Origin of the sequence: Ensifer canadensis, from assembly GCF_017488845.2 — a bacterium.
In the GTDB taxonomy this organism is placed as follows: domain Bacteria; phylum Pseudomonadota; class Alphaproteobacteria; order Rhizobiales; family Rhizobiaceae; genus Ensifer; species Ensifer canadensis.
On the sequence record NZ_CP083374.1, the window covers coordinates 634,356 to 657,207 of the forward strand.

Annotated in this window: 22 protein-coding genes and 1 pseudogene; 7 read left to right on the forward strand and 16 right to left on the reverse strand. The window is 60.5% G+C overall.

Features of this window, described 5'->3' with window-relative positions:
- Nucleotides 1-7: 7 nt before the first annotated feature.
- The 7 genes from J3R84_RS36315 to J3R84_RS36345 form a co-directional block, all read right to left on the reverse strand.
- Nucleotides 8-901 carry an ABC transporter permease gene (locus tag J3R84_RS36315; RefSeq protein ID WP_025430490.1) on the reverse strand — a complete coding sequence of 298 codons (894 nt, stop codon included), beginning with the start codon at nt 899-901 and terminating at the stop codon, nt 8-10.
- Nucleotides 898-1,935, reverse strand: a complete 1,038-nt coding sequence (locus J3R84_RS36320) for an ABC transporter permease (protein ID WP_025430491.1) — start codon at nt 1,933-1,935, stop codon at nt 898-900. The genes J3R84_RS36315 and J3R84_RS36320 overlap by 4 nt, the downstream gene beginning before the upstream one ends.
- The gene (locus J3R84_RS36325) at nt 1,932-3,512 is read right to left on the reverse strand and encodes an ABC transporter ATP-binding protein (RefSeq protein ID WP_192433434.1); all 1,581 of its coding nucleotides are present in this window, start codon (nt 3,510-3,512) and stop codon (nt 1,932-1,934) included. The genes J3R84_RS36320 and J3R84_RS36325 overlap by 4 nt, the downstream gene beginning before the upstream one ends.
- Nucleotides 3,513-3,662: 150 nt before the next feature.
- Entirely contained in the window at nt 3,663-4,688 is a 1,026-nt protein-coding gene (locus J3R84_RS36330; protein WP_171520121.1) for a BMP family ABC transporter substrate-binding protein, read from the reverse strand.
- 108 nt (nt 4,689-4,796) lie between these two features.
- A complete protein-coding gene (locus J3R84_RS36335; protein ID WP_057216645.1) occupies nt 4,797-5,117 on the reverse strand; it encodes an NIPSNAP family protein in 321 nt (106 codons plus the stop codon).
- Nucleotides 5,118-5,129: 12 nt separating this feature from the next.
- Complete coding sequence (locus tag J3R84_RS36340) at nt 5,130-6,755, reverse strand: GMC family oxidoreductase (protein ID WP_057216642.1); 1,626 nt, start codon at nt 6,753-6,755, stop codon at nt 5,130-5,132.
- 3 nt (nt 6,756-6,758) lie between these two features.
- On the reverse strand, nt 6,759-7,586 hold the full coding sequence (locus tag J3R84_RS36345) for a uracil-DNA glycosylase family protein (RefSeq protein ID WP_057216638.1): 828 nt from the start codon (nt 7,584-7,586) through the stop codon (nt 6,759-6,761).
- A gap of 261 nt (nt 7,587-7,847) precedes the next feature.
- Between J3R84_RS36345 and J3R84_RS36350 the strand changes: the two genes are divergently transcribed.
- From J3R84_RS36350 to J3R84_RS36360, 3 genes are all read left to right on the forward strand, one after another.
- Nucleotides 7,848-8,492, forward strand: a complete 645-nt coding sequence (locus tag J3R84_RS36350) for a TetR family transcriptional regulator C-terminal domain-containing protein (RefSeq protein ID WP_025430497.1) — start codon at nt 7,848-7,850, stop codon at nt 8,490-8,492.
- Between the two features lie 250 nt (nt 8,493-8,742).
- Nucleotides 8,743-10,302 (forward strand): hypothetical protein, encoded by a 1,560-nt coding sequence (locus J3R84_RS36355; RefSeq protein ID WP_203527404.1) that lies wholly within the window; start codon nt 8,743-8,745, stop codon nt 10,300-10,302.
- 87 nt (nt 10,303-10,389) lie between these two features.
- On the forward strand, nt 10,390-10,581 hold the full coding sequence (locus J3R84_RS36360; RefSeq protein WP_192433441.1) for a DUF6494 family protein: 192 nt from the start codon (nt 10,390-10,392) through the stop codon (nt 10,579-10,581).
- 327 nt (nt 10,582-10,908) lie between these two features.
- Here the strand turns inward: J3R84_RS36360 and J3R84_RS36365 are convergent, their stop codons facing one another.
- Nucleotides 10,909-11,334, reverse strand: a complete 426-nt coding sequence (locus J3R84_RS36365) for a VOC family protein (RefSeq protein ID WP_203527403.1) — start codon at nt 11,332-11,334, stop codon at nt 10,909-10,911.
- 313 nt (nt 11,335-11,647) lie between these two features.
- Between J3R84_RS36365 and J3R84_RS36370 the strand changes: the two genes are divergently transcribed.
- From J3R84_RS36370 to J3R84_RS36380, 3 genes are read left to right on the forward strand one after another with little or no spacing between them, the layout of a single operon-like run.
- Nucleotides 11,648-12,049: a cupin domain-containing protein gene (locus tag J3R84_RS36370; protein WP_203527402.1), complete on the forward strand. Its 402-nt coding sequence runs from the start codon at nt 11,648-11,650 to the stop codon at nt 12,047-12,049.
- 46 nt (nt 12,050-12,095) lie between these two features.
- Nucleotides 12,096-13,415 carry an epoxide hydrolase family protein gene (locus J3R84_RS36375; protein WP_203527401.1) on the forward strand — a complete coding sequence of 440 codons (1,320 nt, stop codon included), beginning with the start codon at nt 12,096-12,098 and terminating at the stop codon, nt 13,413-13,415.
- A 33-nt stretch (nt 13,416-13,448) separates the two neighbouring features.
- Entirely contained in the window at nt 13,449-13,604 is a 156-nt protein-coding gene (locus J3R84_RS36380; protein WP_156408054.1) for a hypothetical protein, read from the forward strand.
- 532 nt (nt 13,605-14,136) lie between these two features.
- Here the strand turns inward: J3R84_RS36380 and J3R84_RS36385 are convergent.
- The 4 genes and pseudogenes from J3R84_RS36385 to J3R84_RS36400 all read right to left on the reverse strand — a co-directional run.
- Nucleotides 14,137-14,381: pseudogene (locus tag J3R84_RS36385) on the reverse strand (transposase domain-containing protein); the annotation flags it as partial.
- Nucleotides 14,382-14,463: 82 nt separating this feature from the next.
- Complete coding sequence (locus J3R84_RS36390) at nt 14,464-14,925, reverse strand: hypothetical protein (RefSeq protein WP_063978361.1); 462 nt, start codon at nt 14,923-14,925, stop codon at nt 14,464-14,466.
- Between the two features lie 148 nt (nt 14,926-15,073).
- Nucleotides 15,074-16,657 carry a DHA2 family efflux MFS transporter permease subunit gene (locus J3R84_RS36395; RefSeq protein ID WP_025430505.1) on the reverse strand — a complete coding sequence of 528 codons (1,584 nt, stop codon included), beginning with the start codon at nt 16,655-16,657 and terminating at the stop codon, nt 15,074-15,076.
- Nucleotides 16,658-16,682: 25 nt separating this feature from the next.
- On the reverse strand, nt 16,683-17,882 hold the full coding sequence (locus tag J3R84_RS36400; protein WP_057216627.1) for an HlyD family secretion protein: 1,200 nt from the start codon (nt 17,880-17,882) through the stop codon (nt 16,683-16,685).
- Between the two features lie 113 nt (nt 17,883-17,995).
- On the opposite strand from J3R84_RS36400, the gene J3R84_RS36405 reads away from it, so the two are divergent.
- Nucleotides 17,996-18,652 carry a TetR/AcrR family transcriptional regulator gene (locus J3R84_RS36405; RefSeq protein ID WP_025430507.1) on the forward strand — a complete coding sequence of 219 codons (657 nt, stop codon included), beginning with the start codon at nt 17,996-17,998 and terminating at the stop codon, nt 18,650-18,652.
- 310 nt (nt 18,653-18,962) lie between these two features.
- Here J3R84_RS36405 and J3R84_RS36410 read toward each other — a convergent pair whose 3' ends face one another.
- Genes J3R84_RS36410 through J3R84_RS36425 form a run of 4 tightly spaced genes read right to left on the reverse strand, consistent with a single transcriptional unit; the run spans nt 18,963 to nt 22,813 of the window.
- A complete protein-coding gene (locus tag J3R84_RS36410; RefSeq protein ID WP_025430509.1) occupies nt 18,963-19,622 on the reverse strand; it encodes a hypothetical protein in 660 nt (219 codons plus the stop codon).
- A 16-nt stretch (nt 19,623-19,638) separates the two neighbouring features.
- Entirely contained in the window at nt 19,639-20,823 is a 1,185-nt protein-coding gene (locus J3R84_RS36415; protein ID WP_057216622.1) for a gluzincin family metallopeptidase, read from the reverse strand.
- A 35-nt stretch (nt 20,824-20,858) separates the two neighbouring features.
- Nucleotides 20,859-21,626, reverse strand: a complete 768-nt coding sequence (locus J3R84_RS36420; RefSeq protein WP_057216619.1) for a TfuA-like protein — start codon at nt 21,624-21,626, stop codon at nt 20,859-20,861.
- Between the two features lie 8 nt (nt 21,627-21,634).
- Nucleotides 21,635-22,813, reverse strand: a complete 1,179-nt coding sequence (locus tag J3R84_RS36425; protein ID WP_082557383.1) for a YcaO-like family protein — start codon at nt 22,811-22,813, stop codon at nt 21,635-21,637.
- Nucleotides 22,814-22,852 lie beyond the last annotated feature (39 nt).

Sequence of the window (22,852 nt, forward strand, 5' to 3'; positions counted from 1 at the left end):
TGCCTCCCTATTGATCCCTAAGCTCGGCGAAGGAACTGGCGGCCTTCGCACCGCCCCGCAGCTTGCCGGAGAGCCAGACGCCGAAGACGGTCGCGAGATAGGGCAACGCCTGCAGGAGATCGTGCGGGATCTTGTCGCCGAACATGAGCTGCGCCCGGATACCGAGCGCGCCGACGACGGCGAAGAAGAGCGCAGCGAAGGTGGCCCCCACCGGATGGGAAGCGCCGAAGATGACCGCGGCGAACGCCATAAATCCGCGACCCGCCGTCATGCCCTGGGCGAAGAATTGCAGGCTGCCGGCGGCAAGTTCCGCCCCACCGATTGCGCACAGCGCCCCGCCAATCGCCAGCGCCACGAGGCGCATGCGCGAGGGATTGGCCCCAACGCTGCGGGCAGCGAAGGGATGCTCGCCACAGGCGGCGAGCCGGAGACCGAAGCGCGTGCGACGCAGCAGCACCCACATGCCGAAGACCACGAACGGCATGGCGGCGACCGCGATCGACAGCACGCCATAGGCTCCGAAGGTGGGCCCGAGCTTCGGAATGCCGAACGGTGCGGTCACGCTCGCCTGGCTTCCGAAGATCGACTGAACGGCGAGCGCCGTGCCACCGACGCCAAGGCCCGTCAGGCCGAGGCCGGCGATGATCGGATTGGCCTTGAGCCTGTCGATGACGAACCAGAGGAGGACGGAGGCGAGCACGCAGATGAGGATGGCGATGAGCATGGCAGCGAGGATGGAATTGGTCAGGATGATGCCGACGATCGTGGCGCAGGCACCGATGATCATCAGGCCCTCGAGACCGAGGTTCCACACCCCTGCCCGCTGCGCAATGACGCCGGCGAGGGTGACATAGATCAGCGGCGTACCGGAACGCAGGATGGCGATGATGATCTCGTTCATGATGGGCGCCCTCCGAGACGCAGCACCTTGTCGACGAACTTCGACCTTGCCGTGATGAACAGCGCGATCGCCGCATTGATGATGTCGATCGCGGCGGCCGGCAGCCCGGCCATGATCGGCAGATAAAGCGCCGCCGAGGCAAGGCCGCCGAAGAACACCGCCGCCGCCGCAGTGCCGACCACGGAGAGATTGGCGACAAGCGCGATCAGGATCGCCGTGAAGCCGTGGGCAGGCAGGAACCCGGATGCGATGCGGCCGTTCGGCCCCATGAACTCGATGGTTCCGGCGAGACCCGCCAGTGCGCCCGAGATGATGAAGCTCGAAAGACCCAGTTTCCACAGCCGCGCGCCCTGCCACTCCACCATCGTGCCGTTGCGGCCGGCAAGGCTCGCAAGAACCCCGAAGGCCGTGCGGTTGACCAGGAGCCACATCAAAATGCCGACGGCGGCCGCGATGGCGATGATGGTTGGGGACAGGCCGAGCGAGTCCGAGATGCGGTAGGCCGCGTCGAGCGGGCGACTTGATGCCTGCTGACCGGATCCCGAAGGATCCTTGAGCGGTCCCGAGGTGACATAGACCAGAAGCAGGCCGGCCATGAAGTTTCCCATCAGCGTGGTGATCACCTCGTCAGTACCAGACCGTAATCTCAGGAGCCCCGGCCAGAGCGCCCAGAGGGCGCCTCCCAGCATGCCGGCGATGATGAGCGCCGGGATAACGAGGAAAGCCGGCCCGCCCTTGAACGCCTCGGCGGCGAACGCGGCGCAGATCGCGCCGACATAGAACTGGCCCTGGGCGCCGATGTTGAAGAAACCCGCCCGGAAGGAAATCCCGACGCCTACGGCCGTGACGAACAGTGGCAGCGCCCATCTGAGGCTCTGTTCGATCGCACCGCTGCGCAGGAAGGCGCCATCGACTACCGCCCAGAGCATGGCCCCCGCGTTGTAGCCGGCAAACTGGAACACCAGAGAGCACAGGATGAGCGCGAAGGCCACGAAGATCAGGCTGCGGGCAACCGTGATGAAACTGTCTTTCATGCGCTTACCCTCGCAGCCGCATCGGTCATGGCTGCGCCCACCGACGCGATGTCGAAGGGCGCGCGGAATTCGCCGTTCACACGCCCCGACAGCATCACCACCACACGGTCGGAGATGTCGAACAGCTCGTCGAGATCAGATGAAATCAAGAGGATGGCGGCGCCGCGATCGCGCGCCTGCCGGAGCGCCTGCCACACGAAGGCAGTGGCACCGATGTCGAGACCACGCGTCGGCTGAGCCGCGATGATCAGCCTGGCATCGCGATCGACCTCGCGCGCAAGGATCACCTTCTGGGCATTGCCACCCGACAACGACCCCGCCTTCTGCGCTGAATTGTGGTAGTGGACACTCCATTCCCTAAGCGACCGGTCGCAGGTTTCGCGCACCGCAGAGGGGCGGATCACCTTGAGCAGGCTTCCCTGCAGCAACTCCCTTGCGCTCCAGTTCTGCCAGAGCGAACTCGTGAGGCTGAGACCTTCGACATTGCGCTCGAAGGGAATGATCCTGAGACCAATCGCGCGACGGGCGGCGAGCGGTTTGCCGGTCACATCACGGCCTGCAAGCACGATCGAACCGCCGGCAAGATCGGCAAGGGCGGAAATCGCGCGCACCAGTGTCTTTTGTCCGTTCCCCTCCACGCCGGCTATGCCGACGATTTCGCCTGGGCGAATGTCCAGATCGATGCCATCGAGCGCGATGCCCTCACTGTCCGGCCGTGTCGAGACGGCCTTCATGGACAGCACGCTCGGACCTCTCGCGTTCTCCGGATGACCTGCGCCCTCGCCTGCGGGCGATTTCGACCCGACCAGCGCGTCACGCTCATGCCGGTCGAGCGTCTTAGCAATCGCATCGCCGACGATCAGGTTGGCGAGCCTCTCGGCCGAAACCTCGGCGATCGGAAGCGGCCCCTCGACCTTTCGGCCGCCGCGCAACACCGTGACCGTATCGGCGATGCCGAGCACCTCGCGAATCTTGTGCAGGATGAGGATGACGGTAACGCCGCGCTCCTTGAGACGACGGACACGAGCAAACAGCATGTCTATGCCTGAGGGAGAGAGCACTGCGGTCGGCTCATCGAGGATGAGCACGCGCGCATCCATGACAAGCGCCCTTGCGATCTCGATGCCCTGCTGGGTCTCGATCGGCAGGTCGCGGATCCGCCTGTTCAAATCAACGTGGACGTCGAGACCGGCGAGATGGGTCCGCCATTTTTCCGCAAGCCCCTTGCGGCTGTAGATGCCACCTTTGCCAGTGGCGCCGAACTCCATGGTCTCGGCAACGGTAAAGGACGGCGGCAGGGCAAAGCTCTGATGAACCAGCTCAACGCCCGCAGCCCGGCTCTGGCTGACCTGGCCGGTGCGGATTTCCTGGCCCATCACGTCGACCGCGCCGGCGGTCGGCTGAACAAGTCCCGCAGCGACGCGGGCGAAAGTTGTCTTGCCGGCGCCGTTCTGGCCCACGACCGCGTGGATCTGGCCGGGAACAAACGAAACGGCAACGTCCGACAGTGCAGTCACGTCTCCGAATTTCACGGTGACATCCCGGCACTCCAGCGCAGGCTTCGGAAGGTTGGACATCAAAAGGTTCCCATCGAGAGCGAAGGCTCACGGACCGTCAACAGGAAGGAAGACGATCCGCGAGCGTCCGGCGGCCCTCCCCGAAGGCAAAGGCCGATGCCGGTTTTTCGTCAAGGCTCCGGTGCCGACCCTGCGGCCGGCGCCGGAGGCTCAGAGTGTGGTATTGAATGGAACCTTGATGGAGCCATCAAGAATACCGGCACGCGCCTTTTCGACCTCGACAAGCGCTTCCTTCGCCCTGGCATTCAGCTCAGCCGGCCCCTGTTCCGCGAAGACCGGCGAGGGAATGAAGTCGATGACGCCGGTGCCAAGGCCCGTATGCTCGTGCGTGCCGCCCTTCCATTCAGGACCGACGGCCTTCGTTGCCTCGTTGTAGAGCGAGACGCCGAAATCGAGGCCGACGATGGAGATAAGCGACTTCGGACCGAGTGCGTACTGTCCCGGAGCAAGGCAGCTCACCATGCGGCCTTCCTTTTCGTTGGCTGCGGCGATAATGCCGCCGTCGGTGGCCGCCGCGTCCGTCTGAATGTAGTCGATGCCGTCATTGTACATCTGGGTAGCGATTTCCTGGCCCTTTGCAGGATCCTGGAACGAGCCGGCAAAAGCGGCGATGACGCTGGCGTCCGGCTTGATCGAGTGGACGCCGGCTTTGAACGCGTTGAAATCGGCGTTGAGCGGCGGGATCGAAACACCTCCGATGAAGCCTGTCTTGCCCGTCGTTGTCATCTTGGCCGCAAAGACGCCAGAGAGATAGCAGCCGAGATAGTAGTCGTAAGACACCGTGACTACGTTCGGGATCGCCGGCTCGAAGGGGTCGGCGAACAGCTGGATCCATTTGGTACCGGGATAGGACGGCGCCAGCGCCTTGAAGGGCTCGGCCACTTCGTTGAAGGTGGAGATGATGATCGCAGCACCTGCGTCGCCGAGCGTGCGGTAGATGGTCTCGTAGGTCGCGGGGTCCTGCGCGTAGACGGCGCGGTATTCAAAACCCTTCTCTTCCGACAGCTGCTTGAGCTTGGCGATCATCTGATCGACCGGGCCGTTGTCGCCGGCGGCCTGCGTGTGGACCAGTGCGACCAGCCCGCCGGACGCCATGGCAAATTCGGGCACGATGCTGGCGGCAAGACCGAGCGCTGCGGCGCCCGCGCTCGCCTGCAGGAATGTGCGACGGTGCATTATGTGTTGTGAAGCCTTGTCAGTCATGATTGTTCCCTCTTTTGTTGATTGTCTTGTGTCATGCGCATTCCGACACGCGCGGACAATGCCGACGAGTGCCTGGTCGTCTCAAAGCGGCGGCGAATAGGATGCAGGGTTCATGATCATCACCTCCTGCTTCTGGATCGCATCGAGCGCCCAGACCTCGGAGATGAATTTTTGCCAATCCGGATCGGCGTACATGGCCGACCGGCGCGCCTCGCGATCCGCAAGGCTGTCGTAGGCCCACATCAGAACGGTGGTGTGAAGCGTACCGAGTTCCGAAACGTAGAGGCCGACGAACGTGTTGAGATGGCGTTTCTGCACCGGGAGGCCGTCGGCCTCGTATTTCTTCATCCACTTGTCGACCGTGCCTGGTTTGAACGTATAGGTGCGGTGTTCGAGGATCATCGGATCACTCCCTTAGCTGTTCAGGATCAATTCGGCGCATTTCTCGCCGATCATGATGGCGGGCGCGTTGGTGTTGCCGCTCGAGATGATCGGCATGATCGAGGCGTCGGCGACACGCAGACCCCCGATGCCGTGCACCTTGAGCTGCGCATCCACCACCGCCATCGGATCGTTGCCCATCTTGGCGGTGCCAACAGGATGGAACGTCGTCATGGCCGTTGCGCGCAGCCAGCGGGTCAGCCCGGCATCGTCGAGCGCTTCCGGCCCGGGCGCCAGTTCCTTGCCGCGAAAGCGGTCGAATGCCTTCTGGCCGACGATGTCGCGCGTCAGCCGGATGCCGTCAATCATCGTGCGGATGTCAAAATCGGACTGGAGGTAGTTCGCCTGAATCTTCGGCTTGTCGGTCGGGTTCGCCGACCGCAGCGTAATTTCGCCGCGGCTCGCCGGATTGACGGGTCCGACGCGGATTGTGAAGCCGTGATCGGCCTCCACCGCCCGCTTCTTGGCGAAGGGATTGGGGAAATGCAGGTTGGCGGTCTTTTCCAGCGCTGGCATGAAATGCAGCTGGATATCGGGCGAGACGAGGCCCTCGTTCGAGCGAATGAAGGCACCCGCCTCGTAGGGAAACGTCGTCGTAACGCCCTCGCCAAACAGCATTCCTTGTGCGACGGCGGGAATGAGCTTGTCGGCGCGCAGGTCGCCGAACAGCGTCACCGGCTCGCGGCATTCCCAGCTCATGACGCAGTCGACGTGGTCCTGGAGGTTCTTGCCGACACCGGGAAGATCGAGCGTCGGCTTGATGCCGAGCGCACTCAGTTCGTCTGCCGGCCCGATGCCGGAAAGCAGCAGCGCCTTGGGCGAATTGACCACGCCTGCCGACAGGATGACTTCGCGCCCGGCACGCGCGATGCCCGGCCTGCCATCCTTCAAATATCCGACGCCGCATGCTCGGCCACCCTCGATGAGGACACGCGTCGTTTCGGCGCCCGTCAGCACGGTAAGGTTCTTTCGTCCGAGCGCCGGGCGCAGAAATGCCCAGGATGTGGACCAGCGCTTGCCCTTGCGAATGGTGAAATCGTAGCGGCCGAACCCTTCCTGGGTGGCGCCGTTGAAGTCGTCATTCTCTGGATAGCCGGCCTGCAGGCCCGCCTCGCAGAACACGTCCATCAGCGGATTGTGGCCACGGGCACGGCAGACGGTGAGTTCGCCGTCCGTGCTGTGAAACGCGTCATCGCGCTCGATGTGCGTCTCAGAGCGCCGGAAAGCCGGCAGCACGTCTTCATAGGACCAGCCGGGTGAACCGAGCTGCGCCCAGCGATCATAGTCGTGGCGATTGCCGCGCACGTAGATCATGCCGTTGATGGTCGAGGTCCCGCCGAGAACCTTGCCGCGCGGCCAATAGAGGGAGCGGCCGTTGAGATAGGGCTCCGGTTCCGTGTGATAGTGCCAGTTGTAGATGCCCGAATGGAAGAGCTTGCCCATCAGCATCGGTAAACGAAAAAGCGGATTGCGGTCCTTGCCACCAGCCTCGATCAAAAGCACGTGGTTGGCCGGGTTCTTCGACAGGCGGTTCGCAAGAACGCAACCGGCCGAACCCGCGCCAACGATGATAAAGTCATATTCCGGGGTAGACGCCATGGTTCACCATGCGATGGGACGGCCGCCCATCGCCTCCAGATAGAGATTGCAGAGAAGGAAGGGATTCTCCCGGCCAAGCACCTTGTCGGCGAAAGCGGGATGCTCTCGCTCGATGCAGGCGACATTGCCGGTGCGGCCCTCGCGAATGCCGGTTTGGGCGAAGATATCGGCCGCAGCCGCACCGAAACCGAGAAAGACGATCGGCTCGCCCCGCGCCAGAAGCATTTCGACCACACGCAGCATCAAGGGCCGCCAGAACGGAAGATGTCCGCGCGACTGATGCGGATCGATATCGACGCGAAAGCGGGAAAGCGTCAGGGATGCGTTGAGCAGCAGCACGCCCTCGCCCACCCAGCGGTCGGCGATTGCGTCTGGCGCCTCGAACGCGCCGGCAGGGTCGCACAACAGGCGCCGCACATCGGGCCAGCGACCGAAGTCTTCGCTAAGGCTCTCGTCACCGAGCCGCGCGGCCGCGATGAGCTGCATATAGGCGCGGATGCTCTTCGAGAACATCTTGTCCAGCTCGACCCACGCGGCAAGATTGCCGGCCTCGAAGGCTCGGCCCGTTGCGAAACCTGGCTCCGGATAGGGATCCTGACCGAGGATCATGCAGCGCACGCCGTCGGGAGCGATCCCATCGAAGGCCGCAAGAGCATGCGCACCCTTCGGCTGCCCGGGAAAGGTCTTGCCGCGACGCGCGGGAAAAATCGGCTCCCAGGATTCGAAATCGAGACCGGCATCGACCCGATCGAAATCATCGCCGATGGGTCCGAGCGCATCCTGCCAGACATCAGGCAGATCGGCCTCCCAGCCGGCCAGCGTTTCCGCCATCGCCTCCCTCAGTCGTCCCGACATCACACCGCCCCTCCAACCTGCTGAACGAGAGACTAGACAAAAGCTGACCAAAGTGTCAACTTTCATGAACGCAAAAAATGACTATGTCGTCAGGTTTTTTTGACCAGATCGTCAACTTTTTTTTGCAAAGGGCGATGCGCTTGCATTTTGCCGGAAAACTCGGAAATTGCGGAAACGGTCTCGCCGCCACGCATGATTGTCTGGTAGGGAGCAGCGGCGAGATGGAGGCGAGATCGCATGGCAAGGGCAGCACGAGATCCGGAGGAGCGTATCCGCGCACGCAATATGCGCCTCATCATCAAGGCCGGGATCGAGATATTCGCGCGTAAGGGCTTCGACGGCACACGCATCGCCGAGATCGCCGAGGCCTCGGGCCTGCCCAAGGCCAACGTCTATTACTACTTCTCCTCCAAGGAGGAGATCTACAAGGCCATCGTTACACACCTAATCGCCAGCTGGGACGACGCGCTGAAATACATCTCGCCCGAGCGCGAGCCAGCTGACGCCTTCCGCCTCTACATCAAGGCCAAGCTCGATTACACGCGTAAGAACACTGCGGAATCCCGGCTCTTTGCCAGCGAGATCATCCAGGGCGCCCGGTTTCTGAAGAAGAAGGATCGCGACCACATGCGCCAGGTCACGGATGCGCACGTGGCAGTCGTCGAGGGATGGATTGCGGCAGGAAAGATGCTTCCGGTCGATCCGCGCCACCTGTTCATCATGCTTTGGGCATCAACCCAATTCTACGCGGATTTCGAGCCCATCGCAGCCGACGGACTGAAGAAGGCGCGTTTGAAGGCAGAGGATTATGACACGGCAGCGACGACGATTACCGAGACGATCCTCAAGGGCATTCTTCCGGACCCGGCGCAACGTTCATGAATGAATATAACATGAGCGGGCCTCAAACTTGATTGCTCTCGAAAGAATTCAAACCGTCGACACCCGCCATGTCACGCTACGGACATTAGTAGTTTGCGAGCTTCTTGCCGGTTGATCATGCGGCGTAGATATCAAATTATCCGGCAAGGCTTTGAAAGCGACGAGGGCCGATTGCTTGATTGTTTTTTCTCCAACGCTCCCCGGAAACGGCAAAATAACGGGTGTGTTCGTTAGCCCGGATAGCCATATCTTGGCCGTCGCGAGCTTGTTTCCGCTGCTTACAAATCCGCCAGGGCGTGCCGCCTATACCGGGCAAAGGTTGCGCCATCGGCTGGCCCTCTACCATCGCGGCGAGCGGCGGCCCTTTGCGGCCTTCGATATGCTGCGGCTCCCCATCAACGACATCAGCTTTCATCCGCACGAACCGGTCATCGCGATTGCGGCAGGCAGCTACGATGGCGGCTGGTTTTTTGAAGGCGAGCTGGTCGCTTGGAACTGGTCATCTGATCGGTCCTGGCCGCTGGCCGGGGGTCTGCCCGAGATTGAGCTCTGCAGCTTCAATGTCGCTGGCGATCGGCTCGATCTGCTGGTCAGGCCTTGGGACGAAGAGTGGGGCAACGAAGAAAGTGAGGAAGATCCGTTCGACCGGCTCTACCCGGTGAACGTTGCTTACGAGGGGGCAGTCGGCAGTATCGCTGTCGAGATCGATCCGGCGACATGGATCGCGCGTCAGACGATCGATAGGCAGGTGTCTGATCAAGATCGGCAATCGGCGATGGAACGGCAGCTGGCCAATTGGTTCGGCACCGATCGACTGGTGCAGCGAGGCGCAATCTGGGACGTCGCTTGGCTGGACAACGGCCGGCTCGCCGCCGTCCATGACCTCTGCCTGCTCGAAATTCATGACCTGGAGAACGGCAGCGTCGTCTGCTTCTCCGGTGAGGGGTATGGCGCGCGCATCCTGCGATCGTCGCCGCCGATTGTTCAGATCGGACCGCCTGCCTCAGCGCTTGGCGAAGCACCGCGCTCGCGACTGCAGGTGCTCCGTGATGGGCGGCTTGCGGAATTTGGCGCGTTCGAGGGCGTCTATACCTTTGTCTCCTCCCGCGACGGCCGGGTTCTGGGACGGCGCGACAGACATCCGGCGGGCGTTGGCCAAGCCGATGTCCTGATCGATATCTGCACCGGACAGGCCCGGTTTGCCGACCTCGGCCACTATGACTGTTTCAATCATCATATCGGCGTCGATGGCGCGCCAGATCTCTACTTGCTGCAAGGCACTCCACCGACCTCACACAAGAAGAAGCGTCTCTGCCGCGTGCGACCGGACGGCACCGTCGAGGACTTGTGGCCGCTGCTGCCTGCCGACGGCAGCCACGCCAGCCATGCCATGGAATGCATCGGCTGCTACGTCGAGGACGACGCCGGTCGTGGTATCGTCGTGGCCGGCCGGCACTATCACCCGGATCCGCGTCAGGGCCATCATGGCTTCATCTACCGAAAGGCGATCAAGCGACCGGGCCGTGAGATTTGGCGTCACACCACCACGGCGGCCGCCAGCGCTGTGGTTCATGTTGCGCCAATCGGACTGGTTGTTGCGGCGCTGCTCGACGGCACGATCCTCGTGCTCGACGCGGCAGCCGGCACAGTCGTGGCGAAGGCGCGTGCCGCCGTCAACGGGGTTGCGACGGTCATCTATGCGATGGATGCTTCAGACGCCTTGCTGGCTGTCGGAACGTTCGACGGATGCATCGCCGTCATTGCGCTCGACGACCTGTCGGCCGATGGCGGCATCCTGGAACTGGCCTGAGTCGTCCACCCTGCGCACCTCACGATCCTGCTTCCTTGACAACTCGCCTTCCCTTACAATCCCTTCCGGACACAGAGGAGTTCCGCAATGAGCGAAGACGCCTTCAACATATCGATCCGCAAGTTCTTGAAGGAAGTCGGCATCACCTCGCAGCGCAAGATCGAGGAGACGGTGCGCGAAGGGCAGACCGGCGAAAAGACGCTGAAGGTTCGCATGACGCTGACGGCGGAAGGCACAGACCTCAACCACGTGGTAAATGGCGAGATCGAGCTTCCGTAAAACGCATCAAGCTCTCTACCGTGCGACGTCGCACCCCATTAATGCAATTTCGGATCATGGTCTCCACTCATTGCCCATCCGCATAGCAGTGGCCTTGCGTGTGCGGGGGGGGGCGCGAGTGTGCGCGACCTTTTCTGGTCAGGCCGGCCGTCTTGTTGATATGTCCGACCTTGCAACAAAAAGATGCCTCCCAATTGAGCGGCGCCTGAACGGATGCCGGGCGTCGGATACGCCGGGCGTGACACTGTTTGGGTTCAAGTGTCGGGCCGCGGCCACTGGATCATCGCGCTGAAAATCCGGTGGCCGGTCAACGGTGATGCCCGACGATCAAGCCTCGTCAGGCCCCTTCCTGTACACTAGGAACTTGTTGCCCTCAGGGTCGCGAAAATATGCGCAGTACGGGCCGTCGGAGTTTTCCCCTCTCGGTCCGGGAGCGCCTTCGTCAAAGCCGCCAGCCGCCAAAGCAACCGCATGGACCTCGTGAACCTGAGCACGGGACCGAGCTTCGAAGGCGACCATCCCGCCATTGCCGACGTTTGCCGGTGCGCCGTTTAAGGGGCTGATCACGCCGAATTCGAGCGCCTGGTGCCCGTAATAGACAGCCCTTCCGGGCTGCACCAGAACGCGGCCGATACCGAATACGCCGAGCAGCTTGTCATAGAAAGCCGCTGCAGCATCCAGGTCATTGGTGCCTACGGTCGAGTGACCCGGCAGCCCGCGGGGCTTGTCGGGCTGAGCTGTGATATCGTTCATTACGATCTTCCTCTTATGTTGCGCGCGGCCAGGGTGGTGACACCACTCTCAGCTCGCAGAGGAGATCTGCGCGTTTCTTGTGTATCGCATTTTTCACAAATGCAGCCGGTGTGTTTCGAACTGTGTCAAACTGCCGGGCGGATACATCCTCATACAACTGCCCTTTGGAGCGATACGGACCCGGGACGTGAGCGGCGATACATGCCGTTACAAACGGCCCGTCGGGCGGACACATCGTCAATACACGAACGCACTCAAATGGTGCCGCTGGCCTCAATGACGAAGGCTCGAACAATGCGGAAAGGAAGACCAGATGAAAATGTCTCATGTCATGGCGGGTGCGCTGCTGATTGTTGGAAGTGGATTGGCGCTGCCCACGGCCAACGCACAGCAACCGGGAATTCAGCGCACCGACCTTGTGCAGCACGATCTCAGCATACCCGCGCACGAGACCGTTCAGGCACGCGTCGATTTCGGGCCCGGCGCAATCTCCATCAAGCACTCTCATCCGGGCGAAGACGTGGCCTATGTCCTCGAAGGCTCGCTGGAATACCAGCTCGAGGATAGAGCGCCGGTTACCCTTCATGCCGGAGAGGCCCTGTTCATTCCGGCCGGGGTGGCTCATCTCGCGAAGAATGTCGGCAGCGGCAAGGCATCGGAGCTCGCGACCTACATCGTCGAGAAAGGAACCCCGCTTGTCGTCCCGGTCAAGTGAGCGTTTCGACATGGATCCTCGAAAGCAGAGAGAAGGAAGTGTGAAAATGACCGCTGAGAAAACCGCCAACGCTTTTGCGCTGTCGCGCCGGGCTCTGCTCTTAAACGGAGCGGTGGCGGCAGCCCTTGCGGTGTCTCGCCCTGCTAGCGTCGTCGCCCAAGCGAACACCACGACGCCTTTGGAGGCCGGCGAAGTTCGCCCCTTCCGCGTTGATGTCCCGGCGGCAGAGCTCGTCGATCTCAGACAGCGCCTTGCCGCGACACGCTGGCCAGACCCGGAAACGGTCGATGACCGCTCCCAGGGTGTACAACTGGCGAAGCTTCAGGCGCTGGTGCGCTACTGGGAGACGGACTACAATTGGCGCAAGGCAGAGGCGAAGCTTAATGCCTTCCCGCAGTTTCTGACTGACATCGACGGCCTCGACATTCACTTCATTCATGTGCGCTCGCGTCATGCGAACGCATTGCCGCTCATCATGACCCACGGCTGGCCCGGTTCCGTTTTCGAATTGTTGCAAGTCATTGGCCCGCTGACCGATCCGACGGCGCATGGAGGGACGGCGGAAGATGCCTTCCATGTCGTGCTTCCGTCCATTCCAGGGTTCGGCTTTTCGGAAAAGCCCAAAGGTACCGGCTGGAACCCGGATCGCGTCGCTCGCGCCTGGGACATCCTGATGAAGCGCCTTGGATATGGAAACTACGTGTCACAGGGCGGCGATTGGGGCGCCATCATTTCCGATGCGATGGGCCGCCAGGCTCCTGCGGGTCTGCTCGGCATTCATGTGAACAGGATTGAGCGCTCGACCACCATCCCGCCGGAAGTTGCACGGGCGTTGAGAAGTGGTGATCCTGCACCGGCGAATTTGACCGCCGAGGAACGGGCAGTTTTTGACCAGGCCAGGGAGTTCCTCAGCAAGGGCTTCGGCTATGCGGCAATCATGGGAACGCGTCCACAAACCGTCGGGTATGGCCTTGCCGACTCGCCGGTTGGACTGGCAGCATGGTTCTATGACAAGCTCGCCGACTGGGTGTTCACACGCGGTGAACCGGAACGCGCGTTGGGCCGCGACGAGATCCTTGACAACATCACGCTTTATTGGCTGACGAACACCGCGACCTCGAGCGGCCGGATTTACTGGGAAAGCAGCGCCGGCAACAGCAAGTTGGCTCCTATTGCGATCCCGGCGGCCGTGACGATATTCCCGGGAGAGGTTTACAGGCCGCCGAAGGACTGGGTGGCACGAGCGTACCATAACCTGATCTACTACAACCGAGTGGACAAGGGTGGACACTTCGCAGCCTGGGAAGAACCGGAGCTTTTCAGCGCCGAGTTGCGCGCCGCATTCCGGCCATTGCGCCGGCTCTAGTAACGCATCGATTTCGAAGAAGCGCACGAGCCGGTGAATTTGGCGAACTCCGCTGCCACCTTCACGCAGGCGGCCTTTGAGCGCAAATCCGCGAAGACCGATCCCGGTCAGTTCGATCTCGCGCTGAAGGATTTGGAAACGGCCATCGAGATTGTCCAGGCTGAGGAGGGAGACCATGTCGCACCTTGACTCCCTCCGGCGCTATGTCAGGCTTCAGATGTGAGGATGCCTCGAATTCGCATCCTCTCGATACCCTCTACGTTACTCGGGGGACTTCAGCCATGGACAACGCTCAAGCTAAGAAAATGATCTTGGAGTTCTTGCGCACACCCTGGCGGTGATCGCAACATCTCATGCAGACGGCAAGCCTGAAGCTGCGGCCATTGACTTTTCGGTGCGTGACAACCTCGAAATCGTGTTCTCGAACAGACCCGCAAGTTCGAGAACCTGTCAGATAGAGCAAGCGTCGCACTTGTCGTCGGCTGGGACAAGAATATCACGGTTCAATATGAGGGCGACGCCATGAAGGTTTCCGCCTCCGAAATGCAGGAATACCAGAAAGCGCATCTTGAAAGCGTTCCAGTTGAGAGAGAGTTTGTCGAGAATGGTGCCGTCTTGTTTAAGGTCGTCCCTCGGTGGATGCGATATTCCGATTTCACCAAGGACCCTGTTGAACGTCTAGAGGTCCGCTTTTAGTGCCACGCGAGCGTGCGCTGACCAACTATCTGCGGAAGAATGCCAGTACGCGGTGCCAGACGTAGCATACGCGGTATCCCGATCGCACCTTGATCGGATAATTCCACCACAGGAGTTCGCTGATGTTGCTGCTTGTGGCCCGTTGACGATGGCGGTGAGTGTGCTGGTCAAGTAGGCCAAGGGATCGATGGCGTTGAGCTTGCAGGTCTCAATGAGCGTGGCGATAGTGGCTGAGCTTTCGGCCCCGGCGTCGTGCCCCGCGAAGAGTGCGGTCTAGCGCCATCGTCCGTTCATTCTGCCCATGTCGGCGATCACCGGTTTTGGCTGTCACACAGCCAGGCGGATTTCCGGATTACTGCACCCGGTTCGGGCACAACGCCTTGTACTGGTCCAAGGCTACATCGTAGCCGGAGGCGCTCGAGCCGTCCAACGGCTCCCCGCCGCCTGCCTCGACCAGTAGGTATTCGGTGCTCATCCCGGTCGGATCATAGTCCGGGTTCGACCCTTTGAACTGGTAGCCTTGTCCATTGAGCGTGATGAACGTGCCGGTTTTGCAGTTGGCCGAGATTTCCGTCAGCAGCTCCACCTTCAGTTCGTCCGCGATGCACTTCGGCGTTACCTTCTGCACGTACTCCCGGCAAAAGGCGGTGGCATTCTCCCGCGTGTGTTTCGTGAATATTTTGGCGTGAGTCGTCCCGATGTTCGACTTCTTCACCACCGTCACCTCCATGCCGGCACGCGAGCCGTAATAGAGCGTCTCCGCCTTTGCCGCGCTCATGGCGAGCAACAGCCCGATCGTCGTGGCAATACGCATCATTTCCCCTGTGTAATTCCGCGTTGGAGCAACATACCACGATCAACCCTCCGTTGCGTACCTTCCCCCTTGTGCAGCGCGAAGCCCCTTGGGGCTCGGCGCTGGCAACATGACCGCTATCTTCAGAAAGATGGTTTTTGCGAGGGGCTCAATGAGCACCGGCGCCGCCTCCAGCGCCCGGCTTTTGGGTCAGCAACAAAGCAACCGCAGCGATTGCGAGCACGACCCCGATGACAGCGAAGGTGTCGCTGAAACCCAGAATGAGCGCCTGGCGTCGAACGACTTGGCCCAGAGCCGCGATCGCCTTGTGACTGGCAAGAACCGGGTCGGAAACGCCGTGCGCCATGAAGTAACTGGCAGTCTGGGAGAGACGGTCGCGGACCTCCTCCCGGGCAAGGGTCACCGACTGGCCGATAATGTTCGAATGAAACTGCTCACGCTTCGTCAGGATCGTGCCGAGCGTTGCCGTGCCGATGGCGCCGCCGAGGTTGCGCAACATGTTGGACAGCCCCGAGGCCGCAGCTGCGTCGGACGGCACAATACCAGCCGTGGTGATGGCGGTGATCGGCGTCAGCACCAGCGCCTGTCCGATCGCACGCACGATGTTGGGGATCCAGAACTGATCGCCGGCACTGTCCGCCGAAAGGGTAATGTTCATGAAGCAGCTGATCGCAAAGATCGAGATGCCGAGGAAACCGATGTAACGGACGTCGAACCGTTTCATCAGGACAGGGACGAGCGGAATGAGCAGCAACTGCGGCAAACCCGTCCAAGCCAGGACGTTGCCGATCTGCTCGGCGTTGTATCGCTGAACCTGGCCCAAATATTGCGGCAGAATATAAACGCTACCGAAAAGCGCGACACCGACGAGCATATTGACGGCAACGCCGATCCCGAAATTGCGCTGTGCCAGCAGACGCAGCTTCACCAGTGGTTTCTTCACGGTGAGTTCAATCCAGATGAAAGCGGCAAGAAAGACGAAGGCAACAATGCTGAGCTTGACGATGAATGGAGAGGAGAACCAATCCTCCTTGTTGCCTTCCTCAAGCACGGTCTGAAAAGCGGCGAGCCCGACGGTCATCGCAATGATGCCTGCCCAGTCACCTTCCTTCAGGAGGTGGAGCTGCATCGGCTGCTTGTCGAGCGTCAGGGCAAGGGCAACGACCATGAGGGCGCTCGGTACGGCGTTGATGAAAAAGATAGACTGCCAACCGTAGTTTTCGGTCAGATAGCCGCCGATCGTCGGGCCGATCGCCGGGGCAAACGTGACCGACAGAGCAAAGAATGCCAGGCCGAGCGGCTGCTGCGTCTTCGGAAGCTTGGTCAGCACCATGGTAAACGCCATGGGGATCAGAACGCCACCGGCAAAGCCCTGCAACCCGCGCAGAAGGATCATCGTTCCAAGGTCGTGAGCAAAGGCACAGGCAATCGAAAACAACGGGAAGAGAACGGAGTTTACCAGAATGTATCGGCGGAACGAGAAGACGCTGCTGAAATAGGCCGTCAAGGGAATGACGACGATTTCGCCGATCAGGTAGGAGGTGGAGATCCAGGCGCCATTATCGATGCCGGTACCAATGCCGCCCTCGATATCGAGCAATGAGGCATTGGTAATCTGGATGTTGAGAATGGCCATGAACGCGCCGATCATGCCGGCGAGTACGGCGATCCAATCCCTGGTGCTGGCCCGCGGCTGCGAGCCGACTGTGGTGGTTGAAATTTCGGAGGACATGGCTGCAATCTCCTCACCTTTGCCATCAGACCCGGTTGCCCTGAGCGGCAGCTTTGGTATCGATACTCGGCTGCACCGACATGCCGGGGCGAAGATCGCCGGTAGCGGCGCTTTTACCGTCAAGAATGATTTTGACCGGGATCCGTTGGACGACCTTTGTGAAGTTGCCCGTGGCGTTATCAGGCGGAAGCAGGGCGAACTCCTGGCCACTTGCCGGCGCGATGCTGTCGACACGGCCATGATAGGTGCGGCCGGGGAACATATCGACTTCGAGATCGACAGTTTGACCGGCATGCACGTCGGTCAACTGTGTTTCCTTGTAATTGGCGATCACATAGACCGCCGTGATTGGCACGATCGACATCAGCTGCGTGCCGGCCTGAACATATTGGCCGACCCTTAGCGTGCGGTTGCCCACCGAGCCGTCAACAGGCGCGAGGATGGTCGCATAGGAAAGATCGAGTTCGGCCTGGCGTTGAAGGGCCAGGCCACGGGCAAGAGCGGCCTTTGCCTGGGCAACCTCGGCGTTCAAAAGATCAACCTGTTTGATCGCGGCGTCGAGAACGGCGCTGTCGCGCGCGACGGCGGCCCTGGCTACCCCGATCTGCGAGGCTGCCTGCTCAGCGGTCCGCACCGGGCCATATCCTGTGGTCGCAAGATTCGAATAGCGCTTGTCATTCTGTTGCGCGAAGGTCTCGTTGGCCTTGTCGACGTCGACGGTCGCGCGTGCTGCGGCGATCGTCGATTGCTGGATGTCGAGGGCGGCTTCCTTGGCAGAAAGCGTAGCCTCGGCGGCAGCGACATCAGCCTTCGCCTGGTCGAGCGCGGATCTGAAATCGCGATCGTCGATTCTTGCAAGCGGTTGACCAGCGATGACCGTTTGGTTGTCGCTGACAAGCACTTCGATAATATGGCCGGACACCTTCGGAGCGATCGTGCTGGAGTCGGCCTTCACATAGGCATCATCCGTTGACACGTGGAAGCGGCCAACCGTCCAATAGTCATGGCCGAAATAGGCTGCGGCGGCAATCAACGCGAGCGCAGTTGCCCCGATGAGCAGAGAGCGGCCCGAGCGTTTGCGGGCCGTCCTTGCTTCGGCCGACCCGGCCAGCTCTGCTACGCGTGGCGGCTTGCCGGCATCGAGCGTTGCAGGCACCGCTTCCGCAACCGCATGAGCGGCGGAGGGGACGTTGTTATTCAGGGCATGCAGCTTATTGCTAGGCATTGTTATTCTCCGGAACAGGTCGCGAAGGCTACGGCCTCTGGTTAATTGGAAATTTGATATTTTCCAAAATACGCGCTATAAAATCGAAGTCAACGGAAATTTGGAAACTCACGATGGTCCAAAATCACAAAATCGAGAAGAGATCGCGAGGCCGGCCCCAGGTGCGGTGCGACGAGGACACCAGGAATATCATCATCGAGGCCGCAAACAGGCAGTTCCACGAGAACGGATACGCAGCAGCCAGCATTGCGGCGATCGCGCAAGAGGCGGGCGTCTCGACCAAAACGCTCTACAGGCTTTTCCCGACGAAGGCCGACGTCTTTTCGGACCTGATTTCCGATCGTATCGCCCGCTTCCTGTTGGCGCTGGATGTGGGCACGCTTGCGACGACGGACCTGCGGCAGGGTCTCGAGCGGATGCTGACGGCCTATGGCATGCTGACGCTCTCCGACGATACCATCACCATCACGCGCCTTGTCATCGGCGAGTCCGACCGCTTCCCGGAGATCGCAGCCTCCTTTTATGAGCAGGCGATCGTCAAGACCAACAACTTGATGGAGGATTGGTTGCGTAAGCAGGCCGATCGCGGCGCCCTTGCGCTTGCAGATCCGCATGCCGCTTGCGGGATGCTTCGCGGGATGATGGTCATGGAACCCCAGCGGGCCGCCATGCTGCGTCAGAAACCGGCGCCCCGCATCGAAGAGATTGCCGCGCGCGCGCGGATGTGCGCGGATTTGTTTCTAAGGGGCACTGCGACTGCTCGATCTTGACGGTATGTTACCGGCGTTGCGCCCTGACTATTCGGTCGAGCCGAAATCGTTGTCCCAGGACTCCAACATGGCGTCGGCCAGTGTGCACGAACCAGCATCGAGTTGATCCATCGTGGGAGCAGCCAATGCCAACCGCACCCATGCCAATATCACGCTCCCTGACCAACGGCTTGCCATTGGGCGCAACTTATTTTGCGCGAGGCATTCCATCACGCTGAATTTGTCGCACCCAATGAGCCTTGCGGCGGCGTCGATCCGGCTCACCTACAAAGTCGTATCTCCATCCTTGTAGGGGCTCTGTCGCCAATTATTAGTCCCGTTGCCGTTGTGGAGCCAACGCCATCGTCTGCGCATAGGCGAGCGGAGAGCGGTTGCCCGGCATGTTTTCGTCCAGCACCAGCGTCTTGAGATCGCCGGCGCGAACATCGAGAGATATGGCACGATCGAGCTTATCGATCGACCAAACGGCGTAACCGAATGCCGAGTCAAATCCACAATCGCAGCCGCAATCGCCTTTGGCGATTTTCGACGGTCTTTTAGATAGGCACATGATCTGCGGTTTTGGCAACTTGTAGCAATGCCCCTCATACGCATAACCATAAATCACACCGATGCTTTTTATATAATCCACTTTACCACCCAAACTAACAGGAAGGAAACTATAAGACTTTCCATCAAATACCGCTATTGTTACTCCATTGCCGACAACTCCGGAGCTCTTCAAAATATAATCAATTAACCTTCCAATATCATCAATTATGCTGTCGTCTCCAATACTTCTGATCTTACCATCAATCTCAGATATCATTTCATTAATATTTTCATCTTTATTTTGTTTATCATAAAATTTCGCCGGCCGCCCATACAGTCTAATATCTCCTGGACGATAAGCCTCGTATTCAATTACATCTTTTAGACCTTCTAGATCTTTTGCATTTCCAACAACAGGATTAACATAACAACCACTCATCTTTCCCTCCTATGGCTCATCTTGAACCGATGATTTCACGCCACGCAAAATTCTCTTCCAGCAGTTCGGCCGCCGCTCCACCCGCCGCGGCAATGACGGCGTTTGCCGCTTGGTCAAGGCGCAGTGTGTTCGGATCAAGCGTTCTCAATGCGGTAGCAAGCGCCGCGCCCACCGCGTCGCGTGCAGCGGTCAGTGCCAGCTTGAAATACAGCGGCTTGATGCTGAATGCGTCCGCCGTCGCCTGACGAAACGTATCGAATTCGTCCCGCGCCAGTTCCCGGATATCAACATCCAGAAGCCGGCTGTCGGCGCAGCCATTTGCAACCAGGTCCCGATGGTAAATCGCAACGATACTATCGAAGATGGCGCCGACGAACGGCAGCGCGCGGTCGTGCACTTCGTGGGTCACTGCGGACATTTGCCGGAAATTGGTCGCCAGGCGGATCTGCCTCTCGGGGCTGGTTTCCGCAAAGCGGTTCAGTTCGTTGTAGAGCAGCAGGTTGCCTCTCGTTCGTCGCAGAAGCCGGTCAATCGCAGAATCGAAATGGAGGAACGAGATCAGCGAAACACAGTCGGAAAAAGCTTCGGAGAACGAAAAGAAGTCGCCGTCGGGCGATATCGCGGTGGGCACGTCTGTCTCCGACAGCATTATGAGGTGCCCGACTTCGTGCGCGATCGTGTCAAAATTCAACGCATAGGGTCGAAGTATGCCGTCGACATCGGACCAGCCGAGTTCCAGAAAGCCATAGCCCGCCTGCGCATTGTCCCAATCGGCAAAAGGAATAATCTCAAGCCTCGGAAAACTTTGATTGAAGAACCAGTGGATCGGCCGCCCGAGATAACTCTGCCAGATGTCGAGAACGAAACGTACGCAGGCGTAGGCGTGGATGGCGAGAAATGGCCGGGAGGTCGGATCGATGTTGTCGAAGTGACGATCGGGGCCTGGCCTCACCGGCGCACGCCTTGCCCCATCGAATGGTGGCAAACCCGCTAGTCCGTAGGGCCGCTTGTCATAGAGTGGATCAGCGACATACATGAAAAGGTCGCTGGGGCCCTCGCCGATTTCGTCGCGCGGGATCGACAGCCACACACGATCGGGCTGTTCGTATCCTGGAATGAAGGGCGGCTGGGGATAAATCCAGAAACGCGTGCCGAGACGCGCGTTTGCAGAGTCGAGGGCATCGTCCCGAAGCAGACGCATCGCACAATTGCCCCCCTCGATTGAAAATCCGGCAATTAAGGATTCAATTTATAAGTGTTTACTAATTTTGAGTCAATGCCGCCCGCCTCAAGGTCCCGAACAAAGGTATTCGTCGCAACCCACGAGGTGCTTGCACGGGCCGCATTTCGTTTCGTCGCGATGGCTCGCGCGCTTTGCAGCGCAAGCAGCGCGTCCAGTCTTTTTTGTCTCACCATCTCATTCCGCAGCTCTTTGAGCTTCTCCGCCCGACACCCCGCAGCGCGCAAGATCGCTTCCAACTGACGCTCTCGAAAGTTCATGTCCCGCGCGATTGTTGTCAGCAAACCGCGCTCGGAAGCCGTTATGAAATTCCCGCGCATCAAGCTGGCGAACGTCCGCTGCAGATCTACCAATGAGTCCGTCAAAGGAAGGAAGCCAAGCTCCGGCGGCCCCGAATGAACGGCGACGGCATCATCGGGAGCGAGCCGCCAGCGCCGATACCACCTGTAGATCAGGCCCACGCCGATCATCCCGAATTCGTTGAGTTCCGCCGCTCTGAGTGCGCCCATGCTCGCAGCGCCGATCACGACGATCCCCTGTGCCATCGCCCAGAGGATTTCCTTGTGTCGGACAGCCGGCCTGTCTTCGAATTGCCCGTCGATCAGGACCATCGCACGCGGGCGGAATGCGTGGGCGGCGAGCAGAATGTCGCCTTGCGCGACGGGCTGCAGGTAGATGGCGTCGAGAACTGGCTCCGCCTCGGCCAACCGAAGAGTCGGACCAAGAAACACCAGGATCGGACTTTCCTCGCTCGCATCGACCATGTGAACACTCACCGTAAAATCGAAAAAGGAAGGGCTCCGGGAAGGATGGCCCTTATGCACTGAACTCCCGTTTCAGCGTCCGCTCCGACGGGCACTGCTAATATGGGTCCCAGCCCGGCAGATGTGACCCCGTCGACAAGCGATCCGAGATCGCAGATTGCGGGCGCTTCGATTGCCGGGTGTGGCGTCCCGAATGCGCCACCAAGAATGAGCTGGCGGGCCTTCTCAACGACAGCATCGGTGCTTCGTCTATAATGCTCCCGGGTTTGATCATCGCGTGCACCCGATATCGCCCCTGCGCGTGCTGACACGGCTTCGAGCATTGCGCTTGACGCCGCCGCCTCGACGCTCGGCCCCGCCGCATAACCCTCCGTCGGAAGAGCAAGGATGGGCTCGCCCCGGCCCGTCTCGATCGACTGGCACCAGACGACTGGAACTTTTGCCGGCGAAGGGGCGAGCCAAAGACCAATGGATATATCGTGCTTGCCGGCGACAGACAGTATGTGATCAACGCTGTCACCCAGCCCGAACGGCGAAATTCGCATTCGATCAAAGAAGCCGTGGGTGGCGAAAGCGCGCGCGACGGCGTCGCGTTCGATGCATTCGAACAGTCCATGCAGAAACGCGCCGACGACGGTCATGTGACAGGCAAGACCCGTGGTCGTACGCGTGAACAAGCCATCATGGGCGGGCGGCGGATCCGTGTAGCAGGTGTGAACAAGTTCCAGCGGAACCGGCTGCGTCCGACCTGTCGCCACATCGATGCCGGTGATCCACGGTATCGTCGTTTCCCGCCAGGTCCCCCGGCGGCCAGGCACCAGAAGATTTTCAAACAGGCCCCCGACGATCTTGAGCTCATCGGCCGTGGCGAGAAACACCCGCTCCGGCGGGATGGCTTCAGCGTAGAAGCGCTCCAGCGATTCCATGATCGCCCCCACTGCCGCGCTTGCCGTGGCAAGACCTCGCCCGAGCGAAGTGACTTCAGACAGGGCGGCGGGTCGAACGGTCTGCACCACCGGCAGCCCGATCCGGTCAAGCCCGGTCAGATCACCGAGGCGGGTTATGCGCGCGCGCCGACAGAGCGGCAGAATTGCACGCAGGCATCGATCGTCCACTTCGGGACCTGCGAGCTGCGACAGGGGTTTGCCGAGGTCGGCAATGATACGGCCGCGAAAGGTTGCGAGCATCCCTCTGGGGTTTGACGGATCCGTGTTCCGGCCTGTCGG